The organism is Pseudooceanicola sp. DL12, assembly GCF_056270665.1.
Map to the genome: position 1 here is coordinate 4,172,402 of NZ_CM149884.1, position 22,053 is coordinate 4,194,454.

21 protein-coding genes and 2 tRNA genes are annotated in these 22,053 nt (G+C 66.4%); 8 read left to right on the plus strand and 15 right to left on the minus strand.

The features are described 5' to 3' along the window. Positions 1-13 precede the first annotated feature (13 nt). Positions 14-937 carry a DMT family transporter gene (locus tag AC0WR5_RS19505; RefSeq protein ID WP_475865470.1) on the minus strand — a complete coding sequence of 308 codons (924 nt, stop codon included), beginning with the start codon at positions 935-937 and terminating at the stop codon, positions 14-16. A 330-nt stretch (positions 938-1,267) separates the two neighbouring features. On the opposite strand from AC0WR5_RS19505, the gene AC0WR5_RS19510 reads away from it, so the two are divergent. Together AC0WR5_RS19510 and AC0WR5_RS19515 are read left to right on the plus strand one after the other, a co-directional pair. Next, positions 1,268-1,858 (plus strand): HupE/UreJ family protein, encoded by a 591-nt coding sequence (locus AC0WR5_RS19510; RefSeq protein ID WP_475865472.1) that lies wholly within the window; start codon positions 1,268-1,270, stop codon positions 1,856-1,858. A gap of 4 nt (positions 1,859-1,862) precedes the next feature. Further along, complete coding sequence (locus AC0WR5_RS19515) at positions 1,863-2,489, plus strand: hypothetical protein (RefSeq protein WP_475865473.1); 627 nt, start codon at positions 1,863-1,865, stop codon at positions 2,487-2,489. 58 nt (positions 2,490-2,547) lie between these two features. Here AC0WR5_RS19515 and msrA read toward each other — a convergent pair whose 3' ends face one another. Then, positions 2,548-3,057: a peptide-methionine (S)-S-oxide reductase MsrA gene (gene msrA / locus AC0WR5_RS19520; RefSeq protein WP_475865475.1), complete on the minus strand. Its 510-nt coding sequence runs from the start codon at positions 3,055-3,057 to the stop codon at positions 2,548-2,550. Continuing rightward, positions 3,054-3,503, minus strand: coding sequence for a peptide-methionine (R)-S-oxide reductase MsrB (gene msrB / locus AC0WR5_RS19525; protein ID WP_475865476.1), 450 nt, complete (start codon positions 3,501-3,503; stop codon positions 3,054-3,056). Before msrB ends, msrA begins: the two co-directional genes overlap by 4 nt. Before the next feature lie 313 nt (positions 3,504-3,816). Between msrB and AC0WR5_RS19530 the strand changes: the two genes are divergently transcribed. Beyond that, the gene (locus AC0WR5_RS19530; RefSeq protein ID WP_475865478.1) at positions 3,817-4,359 is read left to right on the plus strand and encodes a hypothetical protein; all 543 of its coding nucleotides are present in this window, start codon (positions 3,817-3,819) and stop codon (positions 4,357-4,359) included. 31 nt (positions 4,360-4,390) lie between these two features. Here the strand turns inward: AC0WR5_RS19530 and queG are convergent, their stop codons facing one another. From queG to mtgA, 6 genes are all read right to left on the minus strand, one after another. Further along, positions 4,391-5,437 (minus strand): tRNA epoxyqueuosine(34) reductase QueG, encoded by a 1,047-nt coding sequence (queG, locus tag AC0WR5_RS19535; RefSeq protein ID WP_475865480.1) that lies wholly within the window; start codon positions 5,435-5,437, stop codon positions 4,391-4,393. Positions 5,438-5,476: 39 nt separating this feature from the next. Continuing rightward, entirely contained in the window at positions 5,477-6,712 is a 1,236-nt protein-coding gene (gene sbmA, locus AC0WR5_RS19540) for a peptide antibiotic transporter SbmA (RefSeq protein ID WP_475865481.1), read from the minus strand. Between the two features lie 213 nt (positions 6,713-6,925). Continuing rightward, positions 6,926-7,123: a heavy-metal-associated domain-containing protein gene (locus AC0WR5_RS19545; RefSeq protein ID WP_475865483.1), complete on the minus strand. Its 198-nt coding sequence runs from the start codon at positions 7,121-7,123 to the stop codon at positions 6,926-6,928. Positions 7,124-7,390: 267 nt separating this feature from the next. Beyond that, a tRNA-Lys gene (locus AC0WR5_RS19550) sits at positions 7,391-7,466 on the minus strand. 247 nt (positions 7,467-7,713) lie between these two features. Then, a complete protein-coding gene (fzlA, locus tag AC0WR5_RS19555) occupies positions 7,714-8,385 on the minus strand; it encodes an FtsZ-binding protein FzlA (protein WP_475865484.1) in 672 nt (223 codons plus the stop codon). 50 nt (positions 8,386-8,435) lie between these two features. Then, a complete protein-coding gene (gene mtgA / locus AC0WR5_RS19560; RefSeq protein ID WP_475865486.1) occupies positions 8,436-9,185 on the minus strand; it encodes a monofunctional biosynthetic peptidoglycan transglycosylase in 750 nt (249 codons plus the stop codon). Positions 9,186-9,310: 125 nt separating this feature from the next. Between mtgA and AC0WR5_RS19565 the strand changes: the two genes are divergently transcribed. Further along, the gene (locus AC0WR5_RS19565) at positions 9,311-9,652 is read left to right on the plus strand and encodes a DUF4342 domain-containing protein (protein WP_475865487.1); all 342 of its coding nucleotides are present in this window, start codon (positions 9,311-9,313) and stop codon (positions 9,650-9,652) included. Positions 9,653-9,694: 42 nt separating this feature from the next. Next, the gene (locus AC0WR5_RS19570) at positions 9,695-9,946 is read left to right on the plus strand and encodes a hypothetical protein (RefSeq protein ID WP_475865489.1); all 252 of its coding nucleotides are present in this window, start codon (positions 9,695-9,697) and stop codon (positions 9,944-9,946) included. A gap of 43 nt (positions 9,947-9,989) precedes the next feature. Here AC0WR5_RS19570 and AC0WR5_RS19575 read toward each other — a convergent pair whose 3' ends face one another. From AC0WR5_RS19575 to AC0WR5_RS19590, 4 genes are all read right to left on the minus strand, one after another. Beyond that, positions 9,990-10,610, minus strand: coding sequence for a class I SAM-dependent DNA methyltransferase (locus AC0WR5_RS19575; protein ID WP_475865490.1), 621 nt, complete (start codon positions 10,608-10,610; stop codon positions 9,990-9,992). A gap of 383 nt (positions 10,611-10,993) precedes the next feature. Then, positions 10,994-15,532, minus strand: a complete 4,539-nt coding sequence (gene gltB / locus AC0WR5_RS19580) for a glutamate synthase large subunit (protein WP_475865492.1) — start codon at positions 15,530-15,532, stop codon at positions 10,994-10,996. A 23-nt stretch (positions 15,533-15,555) separates the two neighbouring features. Beyond that, positions 15,556-16,002: a GFA family protein gene (locus AC0WR5_RS19585; protein ID WP_475865494.1), complete on the minus strand. Its 447-nt coding sequence runs from the start codon at positions 16,000-16,002 to the stop codon at positions 15,556-15,558. A 216-nt stretch (positions 16,003-16,218) separates the two neighbouring features. Beyond that, positions 16,219-17,691: an NAD(P)-dependent oxidoreductase gene (locus AC0WR5_RS19590; RefSeq protein ID WP_475865495.1), complete on the minus strand. Its 1,473-nt coding sequence runs from the start codon at positions 17,689-17,691 to the stop codon at positions 16,219-16,221. A 231-nt stretch (positions 17,692-17,922) separates the two neighbouring features. Between AC0WR5_RS19590 and AC0WR5_RS19595 the strand changes: the two genes are divergently transcribed. Beyond that, positions 17,923-18,750, plus strand: coding sequence for an undecaprenyl-diphosphate phosphatase (locus tag AC0WR5_RS19595; protein ID WP_475865497.1), 828 nt, complete (start codon positions 17,923-17,925; stop codon positions 18,748-18,750). A 128-nt stretch (positions 18,751-18,878) separates the two neighbouring features. On the opposite strand, the gene AC0WR5_RS19600 is transcribed toward AC0WR5_RS19595, so the two are convergent. After that, positions 18,879-19,829, minus strand: a complete 951-nt coding sequence (locus AC0WR5_RS19600; protein WP_475865499.1) for a complex I NDUFA9 subunit family protein — start codon at positions 19,827-19,829, stop codon at positions 18,879-18,881. 157 nt (positions 19,830-19,986) lie between these two features. On the opposite strand from AC0WR5_RS19600, the gene AC0WR5_RS19605 reads away from it, so the two are divergent. Together AC0WR5_RS19605 and AC0WR5_RS19610 are read left to right on the plus strand one after the other, a co-directional pair. Continuing rightward, positions 19,987-20,072 (plus strand) — tRNA-Leu (locus AC0WR5_RS19605). 266 nt (positions 20,073-20,338) lie between these two features. Continuing rightward, a complete protein-coding gene (locus tag AC0WR5_RS19610; protein WP_475865500.1) occupies positions 20,339-21,250 on the plus strand; it encodes a nucleoside hydrolase in 912 nt (303 codons plus the stop codon). A gap of 65 nt (positions 21,251-21,315) precedes the next feature. Here the strand turns inward: AC0WR5_RS19610 and AC0WR5_RS19615 are convergent, their stop codons facing one another. Further along, a complete protein-coding gene (locus tag AC0WR5_RS19615; protein ID WP_475865502.1) occupies positions 21,316-21,810 on the minus strand; it encodes an acyl-CoA thioesterase in 495 nt (164 codons plus the stop codon). Positions 21,811-22,053: the final 243 nt, after the last annotated feature.

The following is a 22,053-nucleotide window of genomic DNA, read 5'->3' on the forward strand; positions in this document are numbered from 1 at the left end:
GGGGCAGAGCCCCCTAGGACATCGGGGTCTTTGCCGCCCGTGCCTTGCCGCGCTGCAGGCCCAGGTGGCGTTCACGCAGGATGATGATCACGCCGGCGGCGATGATCACCGCCGAGCCCAGCAGCATCTGCAGGGTCGGCACCTCTCCGAAGATGAAATAGCCGATGACGATGGCAAAGATCATCGAGGCATAGTCGAAGGGCGCCACGACGCTGGCATCGGCAAAGCGGTAGCAGGAGGTCAGGAAGATCTGCCCGATACCGCCCATCAGCCCGGCGAGGATCAGCCAGATCGCCTCGGGCCGGCTGGGCAGGACCCATCCGAAGGGGATGGTGGCCAGCGACATGACGGTCGAGGTGACGGTGAACCAGAAGACGATGGCGCTGGTCTCCTCGGTGCGCACCATGTTGCGGATATGGACCTGGGCCAGCGCCCCGCACATCGCCCCGAAGAGCACCAGCCCGGCGCCCGCCGCCATGGTCATCTCGATCGTGCCGTGCTCAAGCGCGGTCACCCGCGGCGCCAGCACGATGATCACCCCGACAAAGCCGAGGCCCACCGCCGAGAGCCGGAAGAGCCCCACCTTCTCGTCCAGGAACATGGCGGCAAAGACCACCACCATCAGCGGCATGGCATAGCCCAGCGCCGTGACCTCGGGCAGCGGCAGGTAGGCCAGCCCGGCAAAGCCGCAGGCCATGGAGGTGGTGCCGATGAAGCCGCGCCAGACATGGGCCATGGGCTTCTTGACGCGCCAGCCGGTGCGCAGGGTGCCCTTGGCCGCCAGCCAGGCAAAGATCACGGGCAGGGCAAAGAAGGAGCGGAAGAAGACGGTCTGCCCGGCCGGCACATGTTCCGAGGCGGCCTTGATCAGCGCCTGCATGGTGATGAAGCAGACCACTGCCACGAGTTTGAGCAGGATGCCTTTGAGAGGCTGCATTGGGGGCTGCATGGGGGGCTCCGACCGGTGGGGCGGCGACATGCGGCCCGGCGCGACAATCCTGCCTTTGTGCGGCGGGGTCAATGGCATGACGGCGGCACGCGCGCCGAGGCGGCAGGGCCCGGCCGAAATTTTTCCCGCCTGTCAAATGGGTTGCATCGGGGCCAGCTGTGCTTCAGAACGTCGGGGCCGGCTGGCACAGCCGCCGGTGCTGCCTGACCCAAACCGGGAGGCCCATAGATGTTTCGGCCCCGCATGATGCGGCAGGATTGACCTTTCCCGCGCCCGGCAGCAGGTTTGCCGGGCTTTGATCTGCGAGGCCCTAGAGACATGAAACCCATTCGCCCCCTTCTGACCGCCGTACCGCTGCTGATGCTGGCGGCCAGCGCGGCCCAGGCCCATACCGGCACCGGAACGGCAGGCGGCTTCTCCGCCGGCTTCCTCCACCCGATCCTGGGCTGGGATCACGTGGTGGCCATGGTGGCCGTCGGCCTCTGGGGCGCGGTGCTGGGCAAGCCCGCGATCTGGATCCTGCCCGTCGTCTTTCCGCTGGTCATGGCCTTTGGCGCCGCGCTCGGCATCATCGGCGTGCCCCTGCCCCATGTCGAGACCGGCATTGCGCTCTCCTCCATCGTGCTGGGCCTGCTGATCGCCTTCGCCGTCCGCGCGCCGCTCTGGATGTCGGGGATCATCGTCGGCATCTTTGCCATCTTCCACGGCCACGCCCATGGCGTCGAGCTGCCCACTGCCGCCAACCCGATCGCCTATGGCGTAGGCTTCGTGCTGGCCACCGGGCTGCTGCACCTCTGCGGCATCGTGCTGGGCGAGGTTGCAGGCTCTCCTCGGGGCCGCATGGCGATCCGCGCCGCGGGCCTGGGCATCGCCGGCGTCGGCGGGGCCTTCCTGCTCGGGGTGGCCTGAGCCCTTGCGCCCCGCACTGCGCACCCTGATCCGGCGGGCCCTTGCGCCCGCCGTTTTGCTGCCCGCCGCCCCGCCTGCGCTGATGGCCCATGATCTCGGCCCCTCGGACACGCCGCTGCAGGCGCTCTCCAGCGGGCTGATGCTGCCGCTCTCCTATGTCGAGGCGCTCCTGCCGCTGCTGGTGCTGGGCCTCTGCCTGGCCGGTCAGCGCCGCATCCCGCTGGTCTGGGCGCTCGGCGGCTTCGGGGCGGGGCTGCTGGCGGCGCCCTGGCTGGGCGATACCGCCACGCTGCTGGCGCTGGGGCTGGGCTGTCTCGCGGGCGTGGTCGTCGCGGCCATGGGCCTGCCCCTGCCGGCGGTGATGGCCGCGGCCTGCACCGCGCTGCTGAGCGCTTCGGTTACCGCGGCGCTCTTTCACGGCGGCGGGGCGCCGGAGTTGATGATCCTGGGATCGGTGGTCGCGGGGGCGATCCTGGCCGCCGTCACCTGGGGCGGTGCCGTCATGCTGCGGCGCCTGCCCTATCGCTGGACGGGGATCGCGCTGCGCGTGGCGGCAAGCTGGCTCGCCGCCCTGCTGCTGATCCTGCTGGCCTTCGTCATGGCCATGCCCGCCCCCCCGGTGGGGGGCTAAGGCGGGGATTCGCACCGGGGTCTCGGACGGGGGGGCCAGGCCCCCACGTCGGAAAGGCTCACTCCGCCGCGGCGCGGCGGGGCAGCACCCAGTCGGGGCGCGGGAAGTGGCAGGTATAGCCGTTGGGGATGCGCTGCAGGTAATCCTGATGCTCCGGCTCGGCCTCCCAGAAATCGCCCACGGGCTCCACCTCGGTCACCACCACGCCGGGCCAGAGGCCGCTGGCGTTGACGTCGGCGATGGTCTCCTCGGCCACGGCCTTCTGCGCCTCGTCGACATAGTAGATCGCGCTGCGATAGCTCATCCCGATGTCGTTGCCCTGGCGGTTGGGCGTGGTCGGATCGTGGATCTGGAAGAAGAACTCCAGGATCTGGCGATAGGAGATCTTCTCGGGATCGAAGAGGATCTCGATCCCCTCGGCATGGGTGCCGTGGTTGCGGTAGGTCGCATGGGGGACATCGCCGCCGGTATAGCCCACGCGGGTGTCGAGCACCCCGGGCAGCCTGCGGATCAGGTCCTGCATGCCCCAGAAACATCCGCCTGCAAGGACGGCGCGTTCGCTGCTCATGTCAGTTCCTCCACTTGTTCAAGGTATTGGCCATAGCCCTCGGCTTCCATCTCCTCCTTGGGGATGAAGCGGAGCGAGGCCGAGTTGATGCAATAGCGCAGCCCGCCCATCTCCTGCGGGCCATCGGGAAAGACGTGGCCCAGGTGGCTGTCGCCGTGTTTCGAGCGCACCTCGACCCGCACCATCCCGTGCGAGACATCGCGCAGCTCGATCACGTTCTCGGGCTCGATGGGTTTCACGAAACTGGGCCAGCCGCAGCCGCTCTCGTATTTCGCGGCGCTGGCAAAGAGCGGCTCTCCCGACACCACGTCGACATAGATGCCGCTGCGCTTTTCCATGTTGTACTCGCCGGTCCAGGGGCGCTCTGTGCCGCTCTCCTGGGTGACGCGATATTGTTCGGGGGTAAGCCGGGCGAGGGCTTCCTCGGTCTTCCGATACTCGGTCATGACGCCTCCGTTCTGCCGGCCCGCCCTTGCGGGCGGACGTTCGTGGTATGGGCACAATGTGGGCCTTCCGGCGGCAAAGGGAAAGGGCCTGCGGGAAAAGCGATGGCCGAGATGCAGGTTTTCCGGCCGGGGGTGCGGCCCCATCCGGCACAACCTGGTACAAACTGGTACTGGGGGGCACAGAACCGGCAAGGCTCCGCCCGCCCCGGATCAACACTGCTTGAGCGGCATTGAGCATTCCGGCCTGCAGCGCGATGCTCGCGGTCGGGCACTTCCGCTTCAGCCCGCCCCCAAGCCGACGAAAGACCCTCAGATGCATCCGCCGTTTCCCCGTTCCACCCCGCACAGGCCTGCCCTGCCGCAGACCGCCCCGCACGCCCTGACGGCTTTCCTTGCCGCCGGGCTCGCGCTCGTGCTGCTGCCCGCCTGGGCCCACGCCGCCACCTCCGGGATCTCGTCCTCCGCCCTGGCTGATGAAACCGTCACCCTCTCCGATACGCTGCCCTCCGCCCCGCACGAGGGCAGCCCCGCAGAGAACCGGGGCCTGCCGAGCAAGAAGCAGGTGCTGACCTTCCTCGACAGCGGCACGGTGCCCGACCACCTGCCCTCCGACTTCTTCGTGAAGCTGGTCAGCATCAGCGACCTGGAAAGCGCCGAGTGGCTCGATCCGGGCGTTTTCCTGCCCGAACTCGAAGACGCCCGTCTCGGGGCACAGCCCCTGCTGGCAAAATTGCGCAAGCTGGTCGACAGCAACCCGATCCTGACGGCTGCACTGGACGGCCGCAGCATCGACCGGGTGCTGGGCCTGTTCAAGATCGACGACAGGAACTACACCCTGCTGGTCGACAACGTCTGACGCCCACGTCAGGGCCCCTCGCCCCGGCCCCTCAGCCCGGCAGGCGCCCCACGGCCCAGCGGGCGGCATCGGCCACGGTGGCATCGGCATCGCCGCAGAGGCCCTGCGCCACCGGGCGCAGCGCCCCGTCACCGGAATTCCCGATCGCGTAAAGCACGTTGCGCAGGAAACGGTCGCGCCCGATCCGCTTGATCGGGCTGCCGGAAAACCGCGCCCGGAAGGCCGCATCATCAAGAGTGGCCAGCTCGGCCAGCGCCGGGGCCTGCAGGTCGTCGCGGGCGTGGTACTTCTGTTCCTGCGCCCGCTGCGCGAACTTGTTCCAGGGGCAGACCGCCAGGCAGTCGTCGCAACCGTAGATCCGGTTGCCCATCAGCGCGCGCAGCTCCTCCTCCACCGGCCCCCGGTGCTCGATCGTCAGATAGGAGATGCAGCGCCGCGCATCGAGGCGGTAGGGCGCCGGAAAGGCATCCGTCGGACAGGCCGCGAGACAGCGCGTGCAGCCGCCGCAATGATCCACCTCGGCGCCGTCGGGGGCAAGATCCAGCGTGGTGAAGATCGCGCCCAGGAAGAACCAGCTGCCAAGCCCCCGGCTGACCAGGTTGGTATGCTTGCCCTGCCAGCCCAGCCCCGCCGCCTGTCCCAGCGCCTTTTCCGGCACCGGCGCGGTATCGACGAAGACCTTCAGCTCCTGCGGCTGCCGATGCGCCATCATCCGCCGCGCCACCCGCTTCAGGCGCTTCTTCACCACGTCGTGGTAATCGCGGTTCTGGGCATAGACCGAGATCGCCGCCCGGTCGGGACGGCCCAGCACCGTGCGGGGATCCGCCTCGGGGCCGTAGTTCTCGGCCAGCATCAGGATGCTCTTCGCCTCGGGCCAGAGCACCTGCGGATCACCGCGCCAGCTCTCGCGCTCCTCCATCCAGGACATCTGCCCGTGGTATCCCGCCGCCAGGAACGCCCGCAGCCGCGCCGCCACCTGAGGCACGTCGCCGGGCCGGCAGATGCGCGCGGCCGAGAACCCCTCGTCGAGGGCCATGGCGCGTATCGTCTCGGTCAGCTCGTCTGTCGTTCGGGTCATCCCCGCCTTGTGCCAGAAACCGCCGCCCGGCGGGAGGGGCTATTCCGCCGCCAGCAGCCCCAGCCCGCTGTCATCACCGCCTGCGGGGATCTCCATCTCGAAGGCGCGCAGGCGTTTGTAGATCGACATCAGCTCGACGATCGTCGACCAGGAGGTGATCAGGTACTGGAACGACCCGCGCACCTGGTCGAAGACGTTCAGCACCTGGTTCATCAGGCCCAGCGTCACCTTGCCCGCCACGATCGACGGAATCAGCACCACCGTGCCAAAGACATTGTCGGCCTGCAGGTAGAAGACCCGCGCGACGTTGAAATAGATATAATGGAAATAGAGCCGGAAATAGCTGTGCCGCACCGCCCCGAAGAGCTGTTGCACGCTGGGCGGGCTGGCGCGTTCGGGATCGTCCTCGCCATAGACCAGCTCCTTGCGGAAGGCCGCCTCGACCCGCTGGTTCTGAAACTCCAGCCCCGGCAGCTTGATCCCCACCAGCGCCAGCAGCCCGGTGCCGAAGACGGCCCAGAACAGCGCCGCCCAGACCAGCGCATGGGGCACCTCGCCGATCAGCGGCAGGGTGGTGATCGTGTCGGAAAAGGTGAACAGCACCGGCAGGAAGGCGATCAGCGTCATCACCGCGTTGATCAGCTGCACGCCAAGCCCCTCGACGGTGGTGGCAAAGCGCATCGAATCCTCCTGGATCCGCTGCGATGCCCCCTCGATATGGCGCAGCTGCGGCCAGAACTGCATGAAATGCCCGGTCATCGCCGTGCGCCAGCGAAACACGTAGTGGCTGATGAAGAAGTGGTTCAGCACGCTGACCGTCACCGCGAAAAAGGCGATGCCCATGAACTGCAGGATTCCGGAGTAGAGCGCGCTCGCCGGCACCGATCCGACCTCGGTCAGGGCCTGCTGGATCAGGTCGTAATAGGGCCCGTACCAGGCGTTGATCGCCACGCTGACCTGCACCGAGATATAGGTGGTGAAGATGATCAGCGCCGAGCCCAGGATCGACCACATCTGCCATCGGTGCGGCCGCACCAGGGCCCAGAAGCCGAAAAACAGCCCCGCCGCCAGGATGTAATAGCCGTAAAACCACAGGAAGGGCTCAGACCAGAAGATCGAGACCCCGATGATCTGCTCCGGCGGCGTCTCCGGCGCCAGGCCCAGGATCCGGTCGAGATGATCGACGCCGCCGTACCAGCCCCCCACCACGATCGCCGTCCAGAGCACGACGGAGAGGAAGAAGGGCCGGGGAGCGGGGAAGAAGGACCTGAACACGCGCTGTCTCGCTTCTGATGAACGGTTGACTTGGCGTAAATCGGCGCCGCCGGGGCGGCAACGGGGGGCACGGGGAAGTGAGAGAGGGTGATCCGCCGCGCGCGGATTGCCGCGGGTCCCGAGACACGAGGCCGGAACGGCAAGGGGCCGGCACATTGGCCGGCCCCCTCGCATCCGTGCACCCTTCCTTGCGGGCGATTGGCGCGTGCCGCCTCAGGCGGGCACGGGCTCGTAGCCTGCGGCGCGGATCGACTGCAGCACCCCGGCCTCGTCGGCCGCACCGGTGATCGTCACCGTCCTTGCATCCAGGTCGCAGGTCGCGCTGGCCGCGGGGTCGGCGGCGGCCACCGCCTTCTCGATGGTGGCGACGCAGTGATTGCAGCTCATGTCCTCGACCTTGTAGAGACTCATCTCGGGCTCCTTTCGTCATCTGGTCTTCGTCCGATGACCGGTCAGGTAATCCCTCCACCTGCTGGAGGGTCAACCCCTTGCCCACGGCTTTCGTGCCCCTTGGCCGATCGCCCCCCACCGAATCGCCCCCACCCGACAAGAGACCCCATCAGGGACAAGGGCGCAGGCAGGACCGCACAGCACGGGGCCAAGGACGGGGCCAAGGACGGGAATATCGCCCGTCCCGGGCCCGGGGGCCGGTCTTTTCCGTATTTTCGGGGGGTGAAGTGGTGAGCCGTATAGGATTTGAACCTATGACCCGCTGATTAAGAGTCAGCTGCTCTACCAACTGAGCTAACGGCCCACTTCAGGCAGGCCCTCTCCATGCACCCAGACGCGGGGAGGGTCAAGGTCATAGGTGCCATGATATTGCTGCAATGCGGGATTTTTCCCGCGGGAGCCGCCGCGGGCCGCTTCAGGCCTCCGGGGGCGTCGGGCCGCCGTCCCGTTCATCCTTCCGAAAATACTCTCGGGGGTAAATTTCAGCGCAGGTGAAAGAGGGGGCAGGCAGCCCCCTTTTCTCCGCCTCTCGCCGGGCGCGAAACCCGCGCTCAGAAATCCAGGTCGGCGTAATGGGCCGGCGGCGGAAAGCCCGGCACCTGGTCCATCAGGATGTTGCGGAAGGCCGGGCGCGACTTGATCTTGGCGTACCAGTCCTTGACCGGGGCCGAACGGTTCCAGTCGACGTCGCTGATGTAATCGAGGCTCGACAGATGCGCGGCGGCGGCGAAATCCGCCAGCGTCATGCGGTCCCCCGCCAGCCAGCGCCGGTGATCCAGCAGCCAGGTCAGGTAATCCAGGTGGAACTTGATCGCCGAGAGGCCGGCGCGCACGTTCTTGCTGTCGGGAAAACCCTGGCCGGTGACCTTCTTGTTGACCCGCTCGTAAAGCAGCTTGGAGGTCACCTCGTGGTGGAACTTGTCGTCGAACCAGAAGACCAGCCGCCGCACCTCGTGCCGGCCCATCGGATCGTCGGGCATCAGCGAGGGCTCGGGATAGACCTCCTCGAGATATTCGCAGATCGCCGCGCTCTCGGCCAGCACCCGGCCGTCGAGCTTCAGCACCGGCACCTTGCCCGCGGGGTTGCGGCGCAGGAAATCGGTGTCCTTTTCCCAGTAGCGCTCCTCGATCAGCTTGCACTCGATCTTCTTCTCGGCCAGCGACAGGCGCACCTTGCGGCAGAAGGGGGAAAGGGGAACGTGGTAGAGTTCAGCAGTCGTCATCGTCACCATCCGTCAACTCTCCTCCCTGATGCCCCTCCGGGGGCCAAGATTCAATCCTCGAAGCAGGCCGCCCGGCCATCCTTGCGAATCGTGGCCGCCCCGTCCTCGATCTGGCGCGCCCGGCGTTTCACGTATTCCGTCGGATTGCTCGCCGACCAGGCCTGCGGCGCCGGCAGCACCGCCGCCAGCAGCGCCGCCTGCCGCGGTGTCAGATCCGCCGCATCGACGCCGAAGTAATGCTGCGCCGCCGCCTGCACGCCAAAGACGCCCTCGTCGAACTCGGCCACGTTCAGATAGACCTCCAGGATCCGCCGCTTGGTCCAGAACAGCTCGACCACCGGGGTGATCGTGGTCTCCAGCGCCTTTCGCACGTAGTTGCGACCGTGCCAGAGATAGATGTTCTTCACCACCTGCTGCGAGATCGTCGAGCCGCCGCGCTTCATCCCGGAGGCGATGGCGTCGCGCACCGCGCGCATGTCCACGCCCCAGTGCAGGCAGAAATTGGCATCCTCCGCCGCCACGGCGGACCGCGCCATCACCGGGGCGATCTGATCCATCGGCACCCATTGCTGCTGCACCTCGCCCAGGCGAATCTCTTCCTGGGTGCGATAGATCCCGCCCCAGGGCCGCACCACCGAGTTCACCGCGATCAGCAGCACGAAGAGCACCACCACCACGGCCAGCACACGCAGGCCCCAGCGGACCATCCATTTCACCGGATGCCGTTTCGGCGCCTTTGCCGCGCCCTTGCCGCGTGTCTTCGCGGTGCTCTTTCTTGCGGGTTTTGCCTGCTTTGCCACGCCGCCACCTATACCGCCGCTTTTGCCCGCGGCAAAGTCTCGAAGCGGCTTGATCCACAGCAAATCCTCGACCACCCTCAAAGGTGTACACTACGGGCACTCACCACCGCGAGAGGAGAGACGCGATGTCCTACAAGGAAGAGTTCCACGTCAGCGGCAGCCAGGCCGTCGAGAAGGTCAAGAGCCTGATCAGGCAGGGCAATGTCACCCACCTCCGGATCAAGCAGGTGGACGGCGACTTCAGCCTCGAGATGCCCGTCACCGTGGGCGCCGTCGTGGGCGGCGCGCTGGTGCTGGCCGCGCCCTGGCTGGCCGTGATCGGCGCCGCCGCCGCCTTCTTCACCGACGTCAAGATCGAGGTCGAGCGCGAAGACGACGCCGAAGAGGCGGCAGAGCCCGAAGACACTGCATCCGAAGCCACTGCATCCGAAGACACCGGGGCCGAAGAGCCCAGCGACGCCGGCTGAGCCGGCCCGACAGACAAGACCCAAGCCAGAAAGGCTCCCCCGATGAAAACCCTCGGCACCTTCCTCGTCAGCTACCTCGTGCTCTACGGCATGGTGCTGGCCATCCCGCTGTTCCTCGTGCTGATGAGCGTGCCGGCCCTGATCGTCGGCTGGATCGCCTATCTTCTGGGCGCCTCCGAGGGGGTGATCACCTTTCTCGGCTTCCTGTCGGTCTTTGCCGGCATCTACGTCAGCTACACGCTCTGGTCGGCCATGCGCCTGAGGAAGATGGAGGAAGAGACCGCGGGCGAGTGAGCGCTGGCCCTCCTGCCCCGGCCCCTTTCCGCCCCCCGGCCCGCTACAGCCGGCGCACCACCCAGACCCGGGCGCCAAGGTCGATCTGCGGCAGGTGCGGACCATCCTCGGTCATCAGCCGCTCCACCGTGCCATCGGCCACCCGGTCGGTCAGCCGCGCCTCGAAGCCGGGATCCTCGAGCGTGTGGTCGTTCAGCGACACCACGAAGAGCGCGCCGGGCGCCAGGCTGGCAATGGCATCGTCGATGTAATGGCCGGGCGCCGCACCGGCGCCGATGGCCCCCACTGCGGTGATCGCGGCATATCCCTTGCCGCGCACGTCCAGCCGCGCCTCCGGATCGGCGCGGATCAGCTTGCGATAGACCCCCTTGGCCCGCGCCTGCTCCAGCATCCCCTCGGAAATGTCCATGCCGTCGATCACGGTGAACCCGGCCTCGGCCATGGCCAGGCCCGACATCCCCGTGCCACAGGCGAAATCCAGCACCGGCGCCGTCCTGTCCTCCAGGAAACGCGCCAGCGCCGCCGCGATCCGCCCGGGGGTGGCATAGGCGTTGTCGGTCAGCTCGCTGTCATAGCTCTTGGCCCATTGGTTGTAGTACTGACGCATGTCCTCGCCGGTCTCGGTCTCATAGATCGCGTCCATGTAGGTGGTGTCTGCGGTCATTCGGCTTCTCCTCTGGCGTCTTGCATTCGGACAAAGCCTAGCACCCGCCCCCGGGGCGTTCCAAACGATCCCCCGCCTCACGCCCCGCCGGGAGCGCCCCGGCGCTGCCCCCTGCACATATTTCCCGCCCCGGCCCACGGCCCCTTCGCGCCTCCCGCGCAAAGCCGCCGCGCCGCCTCCCGCATAGGGGCCTGTCCGCTTTCATCTTTCCAGAAATACGGCCTGCGCTCCCCCTCCCGAAGCGCGGCGACGCCCCCCCTCGCCGCCCCCTTCGTCTTTCCCGAAATACTCCCGCCGGAGGCAGCGCCGCCCTTTCCGCCACACCGCCCAACGAAAAAGGGCGGCCCCGCGGCCGCCCTTCCCGTTGTCTTCGAACCCGCAGGTCACTCCGCCGGAACGGCGGCCTCTTCCTCGCTCAGCGGATGCGGCAGGTGCGCCAGCATCTCCTTCGGGCAGACCTGGACGAAATTCGCCAGCTCCAGGTCCCAGTGCTGCAGGATGTCCTGTGCCTTGCGGCTGCCGGTTTCCTCGGCGTGCCGCTCGATCAGGGTTTCCAGCTGGCTGATCCAGTGCTGCACGGTCACCGGGTTGGTCACCAGGGTCTCCATGTTCATCATGTCGGCCGCCTTGCCCTCGGGGTCATAGAGATAGGCCATGCCCCCGGTCATGCCGGCGCCGAAGTTCGGCCCGATGCTGCCCAGGATCACCGCGATGCCGCCGGTCATGTACTCGCAGCCGTTCGAGCCACAGCCCTCGATCACCACCTTGGCGCCGGAGTTGCGCACCGCGAAACGTTCGCCGGCGCGGCCCGCCGCAAAGAGGTAGCCGTCGGTCGCACCGTAAAGCACGGTGTTGCCGATGATCGTGTTCTCGCTGGCCACCAGCGGGCTCGACATCGACGGACGCACCACCACGGTGCCGCCCGACAGGCCCTTGCCGACATAGTCGTTGGCCTCGCCCGAAACCTCGATCTTCAGGCCCGGGGCCGCAAAGGCGCCCAGCGACTGGCCGGCAGAGCCGGTCAGCTTGACCGTCAGGTGATCGGGCTGCAGCGCGTTGCGCATGCCGAACTTCTGCACGATGTGGCTCGAGGTGCGGGTGCCCACGGTGCGGTGCGTGTTCTGCACCGCATAGGACAGCTGCATCTTCTCGCCGTCGCGCAGGAAGCGCGCCGCGTCGCGGACGATCTCGGCATCGAGGGTGTCCGGCACCGCGTTGCGGTCCTTCAGGCGGTTGTAGACGATGTCCTTGGCGCCATCGACGGTCAGCAGCAGCGGGTTCAGGTCGAGGTCGTCGAGATGCTCGGCGCCACGGCTGACCTGGTGCAGCAGATCGGCGCGGCCGATCACGTCGTCGAGGCTGCGCGCCCCGATCGAGGCCAGGATCTCGCGCACTTCCTGGGCGTAGAAGGTGATGAGGTTCACCACCTTGTCCGCCGTGCCGGTGAACTTGGCGCGCAGCGCCTCGTTCTGGGTGCAGACGCCCACCGGGCAGGTGTTGGACTGGCACTGACGCACCATGATGCAGCCCATCGCGATCAGCGCGGCGGTGCCGATGCCGTATTCCTCGGCGCCCATCATGGCGGCCATGACGATGTCGCGGCCGGTGCGCAGCCCGCCGTCGGTCCGCAGGGTGATGCGGTCGCGCAGGTGGTTCATCGCCAGCACCTGGTGCGCCTCGGTCAGCCCCATCTCCCAGGGCAGGCCCGCGAACTTGATGGAGGTGGCCGGCGATGCGCCGGTGCCGCCGTTGTGCCCCGAGATCAGGATGACGTCGGCCTTGGCCTTGGCCACGCCCGCGGCGATGGTGCCGACGCCCGAGGAGGACACCAGCTTCACCGTCACCTTCACGGTCGGGTTGATCTGCTTCAGGTCATAGATGAGCTGGGCCAGGTCCTCGATCGAGTAGATGTCGTGGTGCGGCGGCGGGCTGATCAGCGTCACGCCCTTGGTCGAGTGGCGCAGACGGGCGATCAGGTCGGTCACCTTCATGCCGGGCAGCTGGCCGCCCTCGCCGGGCTTGGCGCCCTGGGCCACCTTGATCTCCAGCTCTTCGCACTGGTTCAGGTATTCCGCGGTCACGCCGAAACGGCCCGAGGCCACCTGCTTGATCTTGGCCGAGGGGTTGTCGCCGTTGGGCTCCGGCACGAAGTGTGCCGGATCCTCGCCGCCCTCGCCGCTGTCGGATTTCGCACCGATGCGGTTCATGGCGACGTTCAGCGTCTTGTGGGCCTCCGGGCCGAGCGCGCCGAGCGACATGCCGGGCGTCACGAAGCGCTTGCGGATCGAGGTGATGCTCTCCACCTCTTCGATCGGGATCGCCTTGCCCAGCGGCTTGATCGCCAGCAGGTCGCGCAGGTGGATCGGCGGGTTCGCCTGCATCCGGGCGCTGAACTGCTTCCAGATCTCGAAGGAGCCGCGGTTGCAGGCCGCCTGCAGCATGTGCATCGTCTGCGCTTCCCAGGCATGGGTCTCGCCGGACTTGCGCGCCTTGTAGAACCCGCCGATCGGCAGCACGTCCTGCTGGCTCAGCCAGCCGAGGGCATGCACCTCTTCCACCTTCTTCTGGATGCCGCTCACGCCGATGCCGGAGATCCGGCTCAGCATGCCCGGGAAGAACTCGGCGCACATGGCGCGGCTCAGGCCCACGGCCTCGAAGTTCAGGCCACCGCGATAGGAGGAGATCACCGAGATCCCCATCTTCGCCATGATCTTCAGCAGGCCCTGGTCGATGGCCTCGCGATAGCGGCCCATGTTCTCGGTCAGGCTGCCGTCGAGCAGCCCGCGGCGGATGCGGTCCGCCAGGCTGTCCTCGGCCAGGTAGGGGTTCACGATGGTCGCACCGGCAGAGATCAGCACCGCGAAGTAATGCGGGTCGATGCACTCGGCCGAGCGCACGCCGATCGAACAGAAGGTCCGCAGGCCCTTCTTGGTCAGCCAGGAATGCACCGCGCTGGTGGCCAGGATCATCGGCATCGGCACGCGGGTCTCGCTCTGCAGATGGTCGGTCAGCACCACGTGGCCACCGCCGGAGCGCACGGCGTCCTCGGCCTCGGCACGGATGCGCTCCAGCGCCTCCTGCAGGGCGTGGTCACCACCGTCGACGGGGAAGGTACAGTCGATCTCCACCATCTCGGCGCGGAAATGGCTCTTCAGCTCCTCGAACTGGGCGTTGCCCACGAAGGGGCTGTCCAGCACCAGGATCTCGGTCTGCGCGCTGCTCTCGTCCAGCACGTTCTTCAGGTTGCCGAAGCGCGTCTTCAGGCTCATCACGCGGAATTCGCGCAAGCTGTCGATCGGCGGGTTGGTCACCTGGGAGAAGTTCTGGCGGAAGAAGTGGCTCAGCGGGCGGTACTTGTTCGACAGCACGGCAGAGGGCGTGTCGTCGCCCATCGAGGCCAGGGCCTCCTTGCCGTCCTCGGCCATCGGAGAGAGCATGTTTTCAAGCTCTTCGATGGAATAGCCGGCCGCGATCTGACGCTTGCGCAGGTCGGCGCCCTCGTACATCGGGGCCTCTTCCACATGCGCCAGCTTCTCGTCCAGCTCGACGATCTTGCCCACCCATTCGCCGAAGGGCTGGCTCGCCGCCAGGCGGTCCTTGATCTCGACGTCGTGGTAGAGCTTGCCTTCGGCGGTATCCACGGCCAGCAGCTGGCCCGGGCCGAGGGCGCCCTTCTCGCGCACAGTGGCCTCGTCCGTGGGCACCATGCCCGCTTCCGAGCCCGCGATCAGCAGGCCGTCACCCGTCACCACGTAACGCATCGGGCGCAGGCCGTTGCGGTCGGTGCCGGCACAGACCCAGCGGCCGTCGGTCATGGCCAGGGCGGCGGGGCCGTCCCAGGGTTCCATCACGCCGTTGCAGTAGGAATACATGTCGCGCCAGGCCTGCGGCAGTTCGATCGCCTGCTTCGACCAGCTCTCGGGCACCAGCATGGTCTTCGCCATGGGCGCGGACCGCCCGGCACGCACCAGCACCTCGAAGACAGCGTCCAGCGCCGCCGAGTCCGAAGACCCCTGCGGGATGATCGGCTTGATCTCCTCGGCCATGTCGCCAAAGGCAGAGGAGGCCATGCGGATCTCATGGCTCTTCATCCAGTTGACGTTGCCCTTCAGCGTGTTGATCTCGCCGTTGTGGGCCAGCATGCGGAAGGGCTGCGCCAGCCACCACTGCGGGAAGGTGTTGGTCGAATAGCGCTGGTGATAGAGCGCAAAGGTCGACTCGAACCGCTCGTCCAGCAGGTCGGGATAGAAGACGGCAACCTGCTCGGCCAGCATCATGCCCTTGTAGATCACGCTGCGGCAGCTGAGCGACGCGATGTAGAGCCCGCCGACGTGGTTGGCGGTGGCGGCCTTCTCGATGCGGCGGCGGATGACATAGAGCTCGCGCTCGAAGGTTTCCTCGTCCACGCCCTTGGAGTTCGAGATCAGGATCTGCTCGATTTCCGGACGGGTCGCATTGGCCTTTTCACCCAGGCAGTCGATGTCCACGGGCACGTGGCGCCAGCCATAGATGTAATAGCCCATGCGGAGGACCTCGGTCTCCACGATGGTCCGGCAGGTTTCCTGGGCGCCGAAATCGGTGCGCGGCAGGAACACCTGGCCCACGGCCAGGGCCTCGTTCTCGCGCGGCTCGTGGCCGGTGCGGCGGATCTGGTCGTGATAGAACGGCACGGGGATCTGCACGTGGATGCCGGCGCCGTCGCCGGTCTTGCCGTCGGCGTCGACGGCTCCGCGGTGCCAGATCGCCTTCAGCGCGGTGATCCCGGCCTCCACGACCTTGCGCGACGGCTTGCCGTCGATGGACACGACAAGGCCCACACCACAGGACGAATGCTCATGCTCCTCGCGGAACATGCCATTCTCTTCCATGTGCTTGCGCTTGGCTTCTTCGGCTGCGGCCCAGTTTGCATCATAGGTCGTCATGGCTATCTCCTTCATCAGGCGCGTCAGTCCGGCAGATCAGCCGAAGCGACGAAGGGAAACTTCTCTTCATATTCTGCTGCGGTCACCCGCTTGTGGTCACCCTGAATCGTCAGTGCAACCAGGCGTTGATCAACATATGCCTCGCTGATCGCCGCATAATTTCGCGCGTCCTCAAACAATCCCGCGCAGAGTTCATATTCGTCCGACCCGTCGTCCTTCAGCCAGATGCCGCTGCCGCAGGTCGGGCAGAAGCCCCGCTGCGAGAACGACGACGACCGATAGGCCTTCACCTCGCCCTCGATCTCCACCGCGGTGTCGGGCGCGGTAAAGAAGGCATAGGCGCTTCCGGTCCACTGGCGGCACATGCTGCAATGGCAGATGCCGATGTCGGTCCGGTGCTCCGTGACCCGGACGTGAACGGATCCGCAGAGGCAGCGCCCCGTGATCCCTTTCCTCTCCGTCCCTGTCATCGCGCGCCCTTTCAGGTCAGCCTTGCTTACTCTTAACCTTTGCCCCGTGCGTTGCGTGCCGTCTCTCGCACCGACGCTTTACCGACGCGATACCGACGTAATACCGACGTCGGAATGCCGGGAATTCAGGGGCTTAGGGTTTCTTAACGTGTCATTCATATTTGGGAGGCGGACAGGGGGGTATTGCCCCTGTCCGAAGGGGTCCGCGGGGGCGGATTACTCGGCTGCGATGGCGCCGGCGGCGTCCAGGTCGGCCAGGATCGCTTCGGCGCAGTCACGGCCGTCGCGGATCGCCCAGACCACCAGGGAGGCGCCGCGCACGATGTCACCCACCGCGTAAACGCCATCCAGGCTGGTCCGGCCGCTGCCGAACTCGGCGCGGACGGTGCCCCAGCGGGTCACTTCCAGGCCCTCGGTGTCCCAGAGCTTGGGCAGGTCCTCGGGCTCGAAGCCCAGGGCCTTGATCACCAGGTCGGCCTCTTCGTGATAGTCGCTGCCCTCGATCACCTCGGGGCTCTGGCGGCCGCTGGCATCCGGCGCGCCCAGGCGCATCTTCTGCACCAGGGCGGTTTTCACCGCACCGGCCCCGGCGCCTGCGGCACCCGGCTCGACCACGCCGCTGGTAAAGCCCACGGGGGCGCTCAGCCAGACGAATTCCACGCCTTCTTCCTCGGCGTTCTTCACTTCGCGCTGCGAGCCGGGCATGTTGGCACGGTCACGGCGATACAGGCATTTCACGCTCTCGGCGCCCTGGCGGATGGCGGTGCGGACACAGTCCATCGCGGTGTCGCCACCGCCGATCACCACCACCTTCTTGCCCGCGGCGTTCAGCTCGCCGCTTTCGAACTCGGCCACTTCGTCGCCAAAGTTGGACACCCGGTTGGAGGCGGTCAGATAGTCGATGGCGCGCACGATCCCGGTGGATTCGCTGCCCGGGCCCTTCAGGTCGCGGGTCTTGTAGACGCCGGTGGCGATCAGCACGGCGTCGTGCTTGCCGCGGATCGCGTCAAAGCTCAGGTCCTCGCCGACATTGCAGTTCAGCCGGAATTCCACGCCCGATTGCTCGAGCTGCTGGATCCGCCGCATGACGATTTCCTTCTCGAGCTTGAAGCCCGGGATGCCATAGGTCAGCAGGCCGCCGGCGCGGTCGTAGCGGTCATAGACGGTGACCTGCACGCCGGCGCGGCGCAGCATGTCTGCCGCGGCCAGGCCGCCAGGGCCGGCGCCGATGATTCCCACGCTCTCGTCACGCTCAACCTTGGGGGTGATCGACTTGACCCAGCCTTCTTCCCAGGCGGTATCCGTGATGTATTTTTCGACAGCGCCGATGGTCACAGTTCCGTGTCCGGACTGTTCGATCACGCAGTTGCCTTCGCACAGCCGGTCCTGCGGGCAGATGCGGCCGCAGATCTCGGGGAAGGTATTGGTCGCCTGGCTGATTTCATAGGCTTCCTGCAGGCGGTTGGTGGCCGTCAGGCGCAGCCAGTCGGGAATATTGTTGTGCAGCGGGCAGTGGCTCTGACAATAGGGCACACCGCACTGACTGCAGCGGCTTGCCTGTTCCTCTGCTTTCACGGCAGCGAATTCGGCATAGATCTCGTTGAAGTCGTGTGCGCGCACATTCGCATCCCGCTTCTCGGGCATGTCCCGTTCCACGTTCACGAATTTCAGCATCGGTTGCTTCGCCACGGCCTAGCTCCTTCTCGCATCAGTCGCGGCTTTTTAAAGCAAGGCGAAATGGAATAAAAGTCAAAAGTGCTGACCTATATTGCACCTTTTTGCCCCCACCGACCACAAAAAGTGATCGAGAGGTCCGAATTTATGTACCAAACCGGACCCATTTAACCGCTTCCCTCTTTGTCGTCAGGGATTAAACCTGAACCCATCCATTTGACGGCACGACGAAAGGCCTGTGCTCTTATGCCATTGTACCAGATTCTCATCCTCGCCATCATTCAGGGGATTACCGAATTTCTTCCCATCTCATCGTCCGGTCACCTGATTCTGCTGCCGGGCCTCACCGGCATGACCGACCAGGGACAGATCCTCGACGTTGCCGTGCATGTCGGCACGCTGGTCGCGGTCATCATCTTCTTCTGGTCCGATGTCCTCGAGGCCCTCTGCGGGCTGCCCCGACTGGCGCGTGGCAAGGCCGACACGCCCGGCGCCAAGCTGGCGCTGCTGCTCATCCTCTCGACAATCCCGGTGATGATCTTCGGCCTCTTCCTGGCCCTTACCGGCATCGACGAAAAACTGCGTTCGGTCGCCGTGATCGGCTGGACCATGCTGGGCTTCGGCATCGTGCTCTATATCGCCGACCGCCGCGCCGACAACGGCGGCGAGAAGGCCGACAGTGACTGGACCCTGAAGGATGCCATGAAGATGGGCTTCTGGCAGGCCATCGCCCTGATCCCCGGCACCTCGCGCTCGGGCATCACCATCACCTCGGCACTGTTTCTCGGCTATGACCGCACCTCCGCGGCCAAGCTCTCGATGCTGATGTCGATCCCAACGATCATCGCCGCCGCCGTGTTCGAGATCGGCGACGTGGTGCATACGGCCAACTACCAGGCGCTGATCGACGGGTCGATTGCCGCGCTCTTCTCCTTCCTCTCGGCCCTGCTGGCGCTGTCGCTGATGATGAAGCTGCTGAAATCGGTCAGCTATACGCCCTATGTGATCTACCGCGTGATCCTGGGCGCCTTCCTGCTCTGGTACGCCTACTTCTACCAGACACCGATCGCCTGAGCGGCGCCCGAACGGGGCCGGCCTGCTCGGCCCGGCCCCGTGCCAGGATCGAGACAGAAAAAAACCCGGCGCCGCGACGCCGGGTTTTTTCATGACCTTCCGCCCCCGATCGAGGGGAGGCACAGACCTCAGATTTTCAGGTTCTTGGCCGATTCCTTGATCGCGGCGTACTGGCCCGACGGACGGTAGGGCCAGAGGTAATCCGGCAGGACTGCCTGCACCGAAACCGGTTCGATCCCGAGATCGGCAAAGCCCTTCTCAGTGCCGCTCAACACATTGTCCTGCGCCAGCTGCCTGATCTGGTCGCGGGTGATCACCGTACCGAATGTCACGGCGGCCACGATGCGCGCCATCCAGAAGGGCATCGGGAAGATCGCGCGCCGACGGCGAATCACGGCCAGCATGTCCTTGATCCACTCGGCAAAGGTACCCACGTGTGGGCCGCCCAGCTCGTAGATGCCGCCGGGCGCAGCGCCCAGGACGCCCATCTCGGCGGCCGCGGCCACATCATCCACCCAGACCGGCTGGAACTTCGTCTCTGCACCCACCACCGGAACGAAGGGGGTGAACTTGGACATGTCGGCGAAACGGTTGAAGAACTGGTCCTCGCTGCCGAAGATGATCGAGGGCCGCAGGATCATCGCGCCCGGGAAGCCGGCCAAAACGGCCTCTTCGCCCTTGGCCTTGGTGCGGGCATATTCGCTCTCGCCCTGGGCATCCGCCCCGAGCGCGGAGATGTGCACCATGGTTGCAAGGCCCAGCTCGCTGGCGATCCGAGCCACGCGGCCCGCACCCTCGACCTGAACGGCCTCGAAGTTGTTCTTGCCCTTGGAATCGAAGGTGCCCACGCAGTTCACCACCGCGTCGGCGCCAAGCATCGCGGCACGCACGGAGGCGTCATCGCGGATGTTGCCGAACACCGGAACCACCTGTCCGACGTTGCCATAGGTTTTCACGAAAAGAGATTCGTCCGGGCGGCGGGTGACGACGCGCACGCGCCATCCCTGGTGGGCCAGGCGCTGTGCAATGTAGCGCCCGACGAATCCCGATCCGCCGAAAATGGTGACGAGCTTGGACATTGGGTGACCTCCGGCTAGCCAATTCACCTTGTTCCTAGCCCCGGTGAACCTTCCGGGCAAGGCGATATGGCGCTTTACGTGAAGGACTTGTGAAAAATGTCAAAAATCGCCGTTGACACTCTTTTCCCCTCCCCATATACGGCGCTCCACGACACCGGCCCAGGTGGCGGAATGGTAGACGCGCTAGCTTCAGGTGCTAGTGTCCGTATGGACGTGGAGGTTCGAGTCCTCTCCTGGGCACCATCGTTCTACAGAAAACCCCAGGTCGCTCCGGCGCCCTGGGGTTTTTGGTTTTCAGGGCCAATTCACAGGCCACTCCACTGGCCGCGACCGCATCGTGCTCCCTGGATCCCATCCCGCCCTTCCGGCCATTCCCCGGTCGGCGGACAGGCGCGATTCCCCTTGCTGGACTATGCCCTGCGCGCGCAGTAGGCAGCCTTCCAGCAAGGCGTCACTCCGCTCCCCGCCGCGTGTACGCCGCAAGAAGAACAAGAACAGAAAGCCGCCTCATGAAGCTGATCATCGATACCGATCCGGGCGTGGATGACGCCCTCGCGATTCTCTACGCCGCCGCACATCCCGACATCGAGCTGCTCGGAATGACCACCGTCTTCGGCAATGTCACCACCGCGCAGGCCACCCGCAACGCGCTCTACCTCGCGGAGCGCGCCGGCCTCGACATTCCGGTCGCCCATGGCGCGGAAAAACCCATGGCCCTGCCGCCCTTCGAACCCGCCCACGTGGTGCATGGCCCCGAGGGCTTCGGCGATCTGCCCGCCATGACCCCCGCCGGCAGTGCCCATCACGAATCGGCGGCCGAGTTCCTCGTGCGCATGGCGCGCGAGCACAAGGGCGAGCTGGTGCTCTGCCCGATCGGCCCGATCACCAACGTGGCCGACGCAATCGCGCTCGACCCCGAGTTCGCCACCAACCTGGCGCGGATCGTCTTCATGGGCGGCGCGCTGGACGTGCGCGGCAACGTCAGCGAACACGCCGAGGCCAACACATGGCATGATCCCCATGCGCTCGACGTGGTGCTGGCCAGCGGCGCCGACATCGTGATGGTCGGCCTCGACGTGACCATGCAGGTGCTGCTGACCGCCCCCGATTTCGAGGAAATCGCGACGCGCGCGCCAGAGCATGGCCCTTTCCTGCGCGACATCAGCGACTATTACCTGAAGTTCTACAACAGCATGGGTCAGCCCGGCTGTGGCCTGCACGACCCGCTGGCCGTGATGGCCTGCATCATGCCCGACCTGCTCGATTGCACCGAGACCCCGCTCGAGGTCGTGCTGCAGGGCGAGGCCATCGGAAAGACGCAGCGCAGCATCGCCGACCGGCGCCCGGTGCGCGTGGCCACCGGCTGCGAACCGGACCGGCTGAAGGACCTCTTCGTGCAGGGCCTGGCCGGGATCGCCTGATCGCCGCAAAATGACGCGCGGGGCCCCATGGGCCCCGCCGCAGTTCCCCGATTGCCCGCGTGGTCTCAGATGCCCGCGTCGGGGCCGCTGCTCTCCGAGGCCTTTTGCATGCGCTCCGAGAATTCCCGGCGCAGGGCGCGCCGCACTTCGGCTGCCTGCCAGCGCTGCTCGCGCAGCCCGCTGTCCACCTTCAGCTCGGGCACGGTCACCGGCTTGCCGGCGTCATCCACCGCCACCATGGTGAAATAGCACGAGTTGGTGTGCCGCGAGATGCCGGTGCGGATCTCCTGTGCCTCGACCCGGATGCCGATCTCCATCGAGGTTCGCCCGGTGTGGTTGACGCTGGCGCGGAAGGTGACCAGCTCGCCGACGTTGATCGGCTCCTTGAAGGTCACCTGGTCCACCGAGAGCGTGACGGCATAGCGCTGCGAGAATCGGGAGGCGCAGGAAAAGGCGACCCGATCCAGAAGGTTGAGCAGTGCCCCGCCGTGCACCTTGCCACTGAAATTCGCCATGTCGGGCGTCATCAGTACGGTCATTTCCAGATTGCGATGGTCCATGCGGGCTCCTGAAGGCTGGCCAGTTTCGCCCAAACTACCTGCCCGGTGGGCAACGGCAAGCAGCGACCGGGCCATGACCGTTCCGCTGCGCCCATTGCGCCACGGCCCGCCCGGCAAGAGGGCAGCCATCGCCGCGCGGGGTGCCCTGTCGAAGGGGGGCTCTGCCCCCGTCGCCTGCGGCGACACCCCCGGGATATTTCCAACAGGGAAACGACGGGGGGAGTGGGGCGCCGGCCCGGGGCC

Excerpts from the sequence above, each read along its gene's own strand:
- AC0WR5_RS19505 (WP_475865470.1), bottom strand. The coding sequence starts at position 937 with ATGCAGCCTCTCAAAGGCATCCTGCTCAAACTCGTGGCAGTGGTCTGC.
- AC0WR5_RS19510 (WP_475865472.1), top strand. The coding sequence starts at position 1,268 with ATGAAACCCATTCGCCCCCTTCTGACCGCCGTACCGCTGCTGATGCTG.
- msrA (WP_475865475.1), bottom strand. The coding sequence starts at position 3,057 with ATGAGCAGCGAACGCGCCGTCCTTGCAGGCGGATGTTTCTGGGGCATG.
- msrB (WP_475865476.1), bottom strand. The coding sequence starts at position 3,503 with ATGACCGAGTATCGGAAGACCGAGGAAGCCCTCGCCCGGCTTACCCCC.
- AC0WR5_RS19530 (WP_475865478.1), top strand. The coding sequence starts at position 3,817 with ATGCATCCGCCGTTTCCCCGTTCCACCCCGCACAGGCCTGCCCTGCCG.
- queG (WP_475865480.1), bottom strand. The coding sequence starts at position 5,437 with ATGACCCGAACGACAGACGAGCTGACCGAGACGATACGCGCCATGGCC.
- AC0WR5_RS19545 (WP_475865483.1), bottom strand. The coding sequence starts at position 7,123 with ATGAGTCTCTACAAGGTCGAGGACATGAGCTGCAATCACTGCGTCGCC.
- fzlA (WP_475865484.1), bottom strand. The coding sequence starts at position 8,385 with ATGACGACTGCTGAACTCTACCACGTTCCCCTTTCCCCCTTCTGCCGC.
- AC0WR5_RS19565 (WP_475865487.1), top strand. The coding sequence starts at position 9,311 with ATGTCCTACAAGGAAGAGTTCCACGTCAGCGGCAGCCAGGCCGTCGAG.
- AC0WR5_RS19570 (WP_475865489.1), top strand. The coding sequence starts at position 9,695 with ATGAAAACCCTCGGCACCTTCCTCGTCAGCTACCTCGTGCTCTACGGC.
- AC0WR5_RS19575 (WP_475865490.1), bottom strand. The coding sequence starts at position 10,610 with ATGACCGCAGACACCACCTACATGGACGCGATCTATGAGACCGAGACC.
- gltB (WP_475865492.1), bottom strand. The coding sequence starts at position 15,532 with ATGACGACCTATGATGCAAACTGGGCCGCAGCCGAAGAAGCCAAGCGC.
- AC0WR5_RS19585 (WP_475865494.1), bottom strand. The coding sequence starts at position 16,002 with ATGACAGGGACGGAGAGGAAAGGGATCACGGGGCGCTGCCTCTGCGGA.
- AC0WR5_RS19595 (WP_475865497.1), top strand. The coding sequence starts at position 17,923 with ATGCCATTGTACCAGATTCTCATCCTCGCCATCATTCAGGGGATTACC.
- AC0WR5_RS19600 (WP_475865499.1), bottom strand. The coding sequence starts at position 19,829 with ATGTCCAAGCTCGTCACCATTTTCGGCGGATCGGGATTCGTCGGGCGC.
- AC0WR5_RS19610 (WP_475865500.1), top strand. The coding sequence starts at position 20,339 with ATGAAGCTGATCATCGATACCGATCCGGGCGTGGATGACGCCCTCGCG.
- AC0WR5_RS19615 (WP_475865502.1), bottom strand. The coding sequence starts at position 21,810 with ATGGACCATCGCAATCTGGAAATGACCGTACTGATGACGCCCGACATG.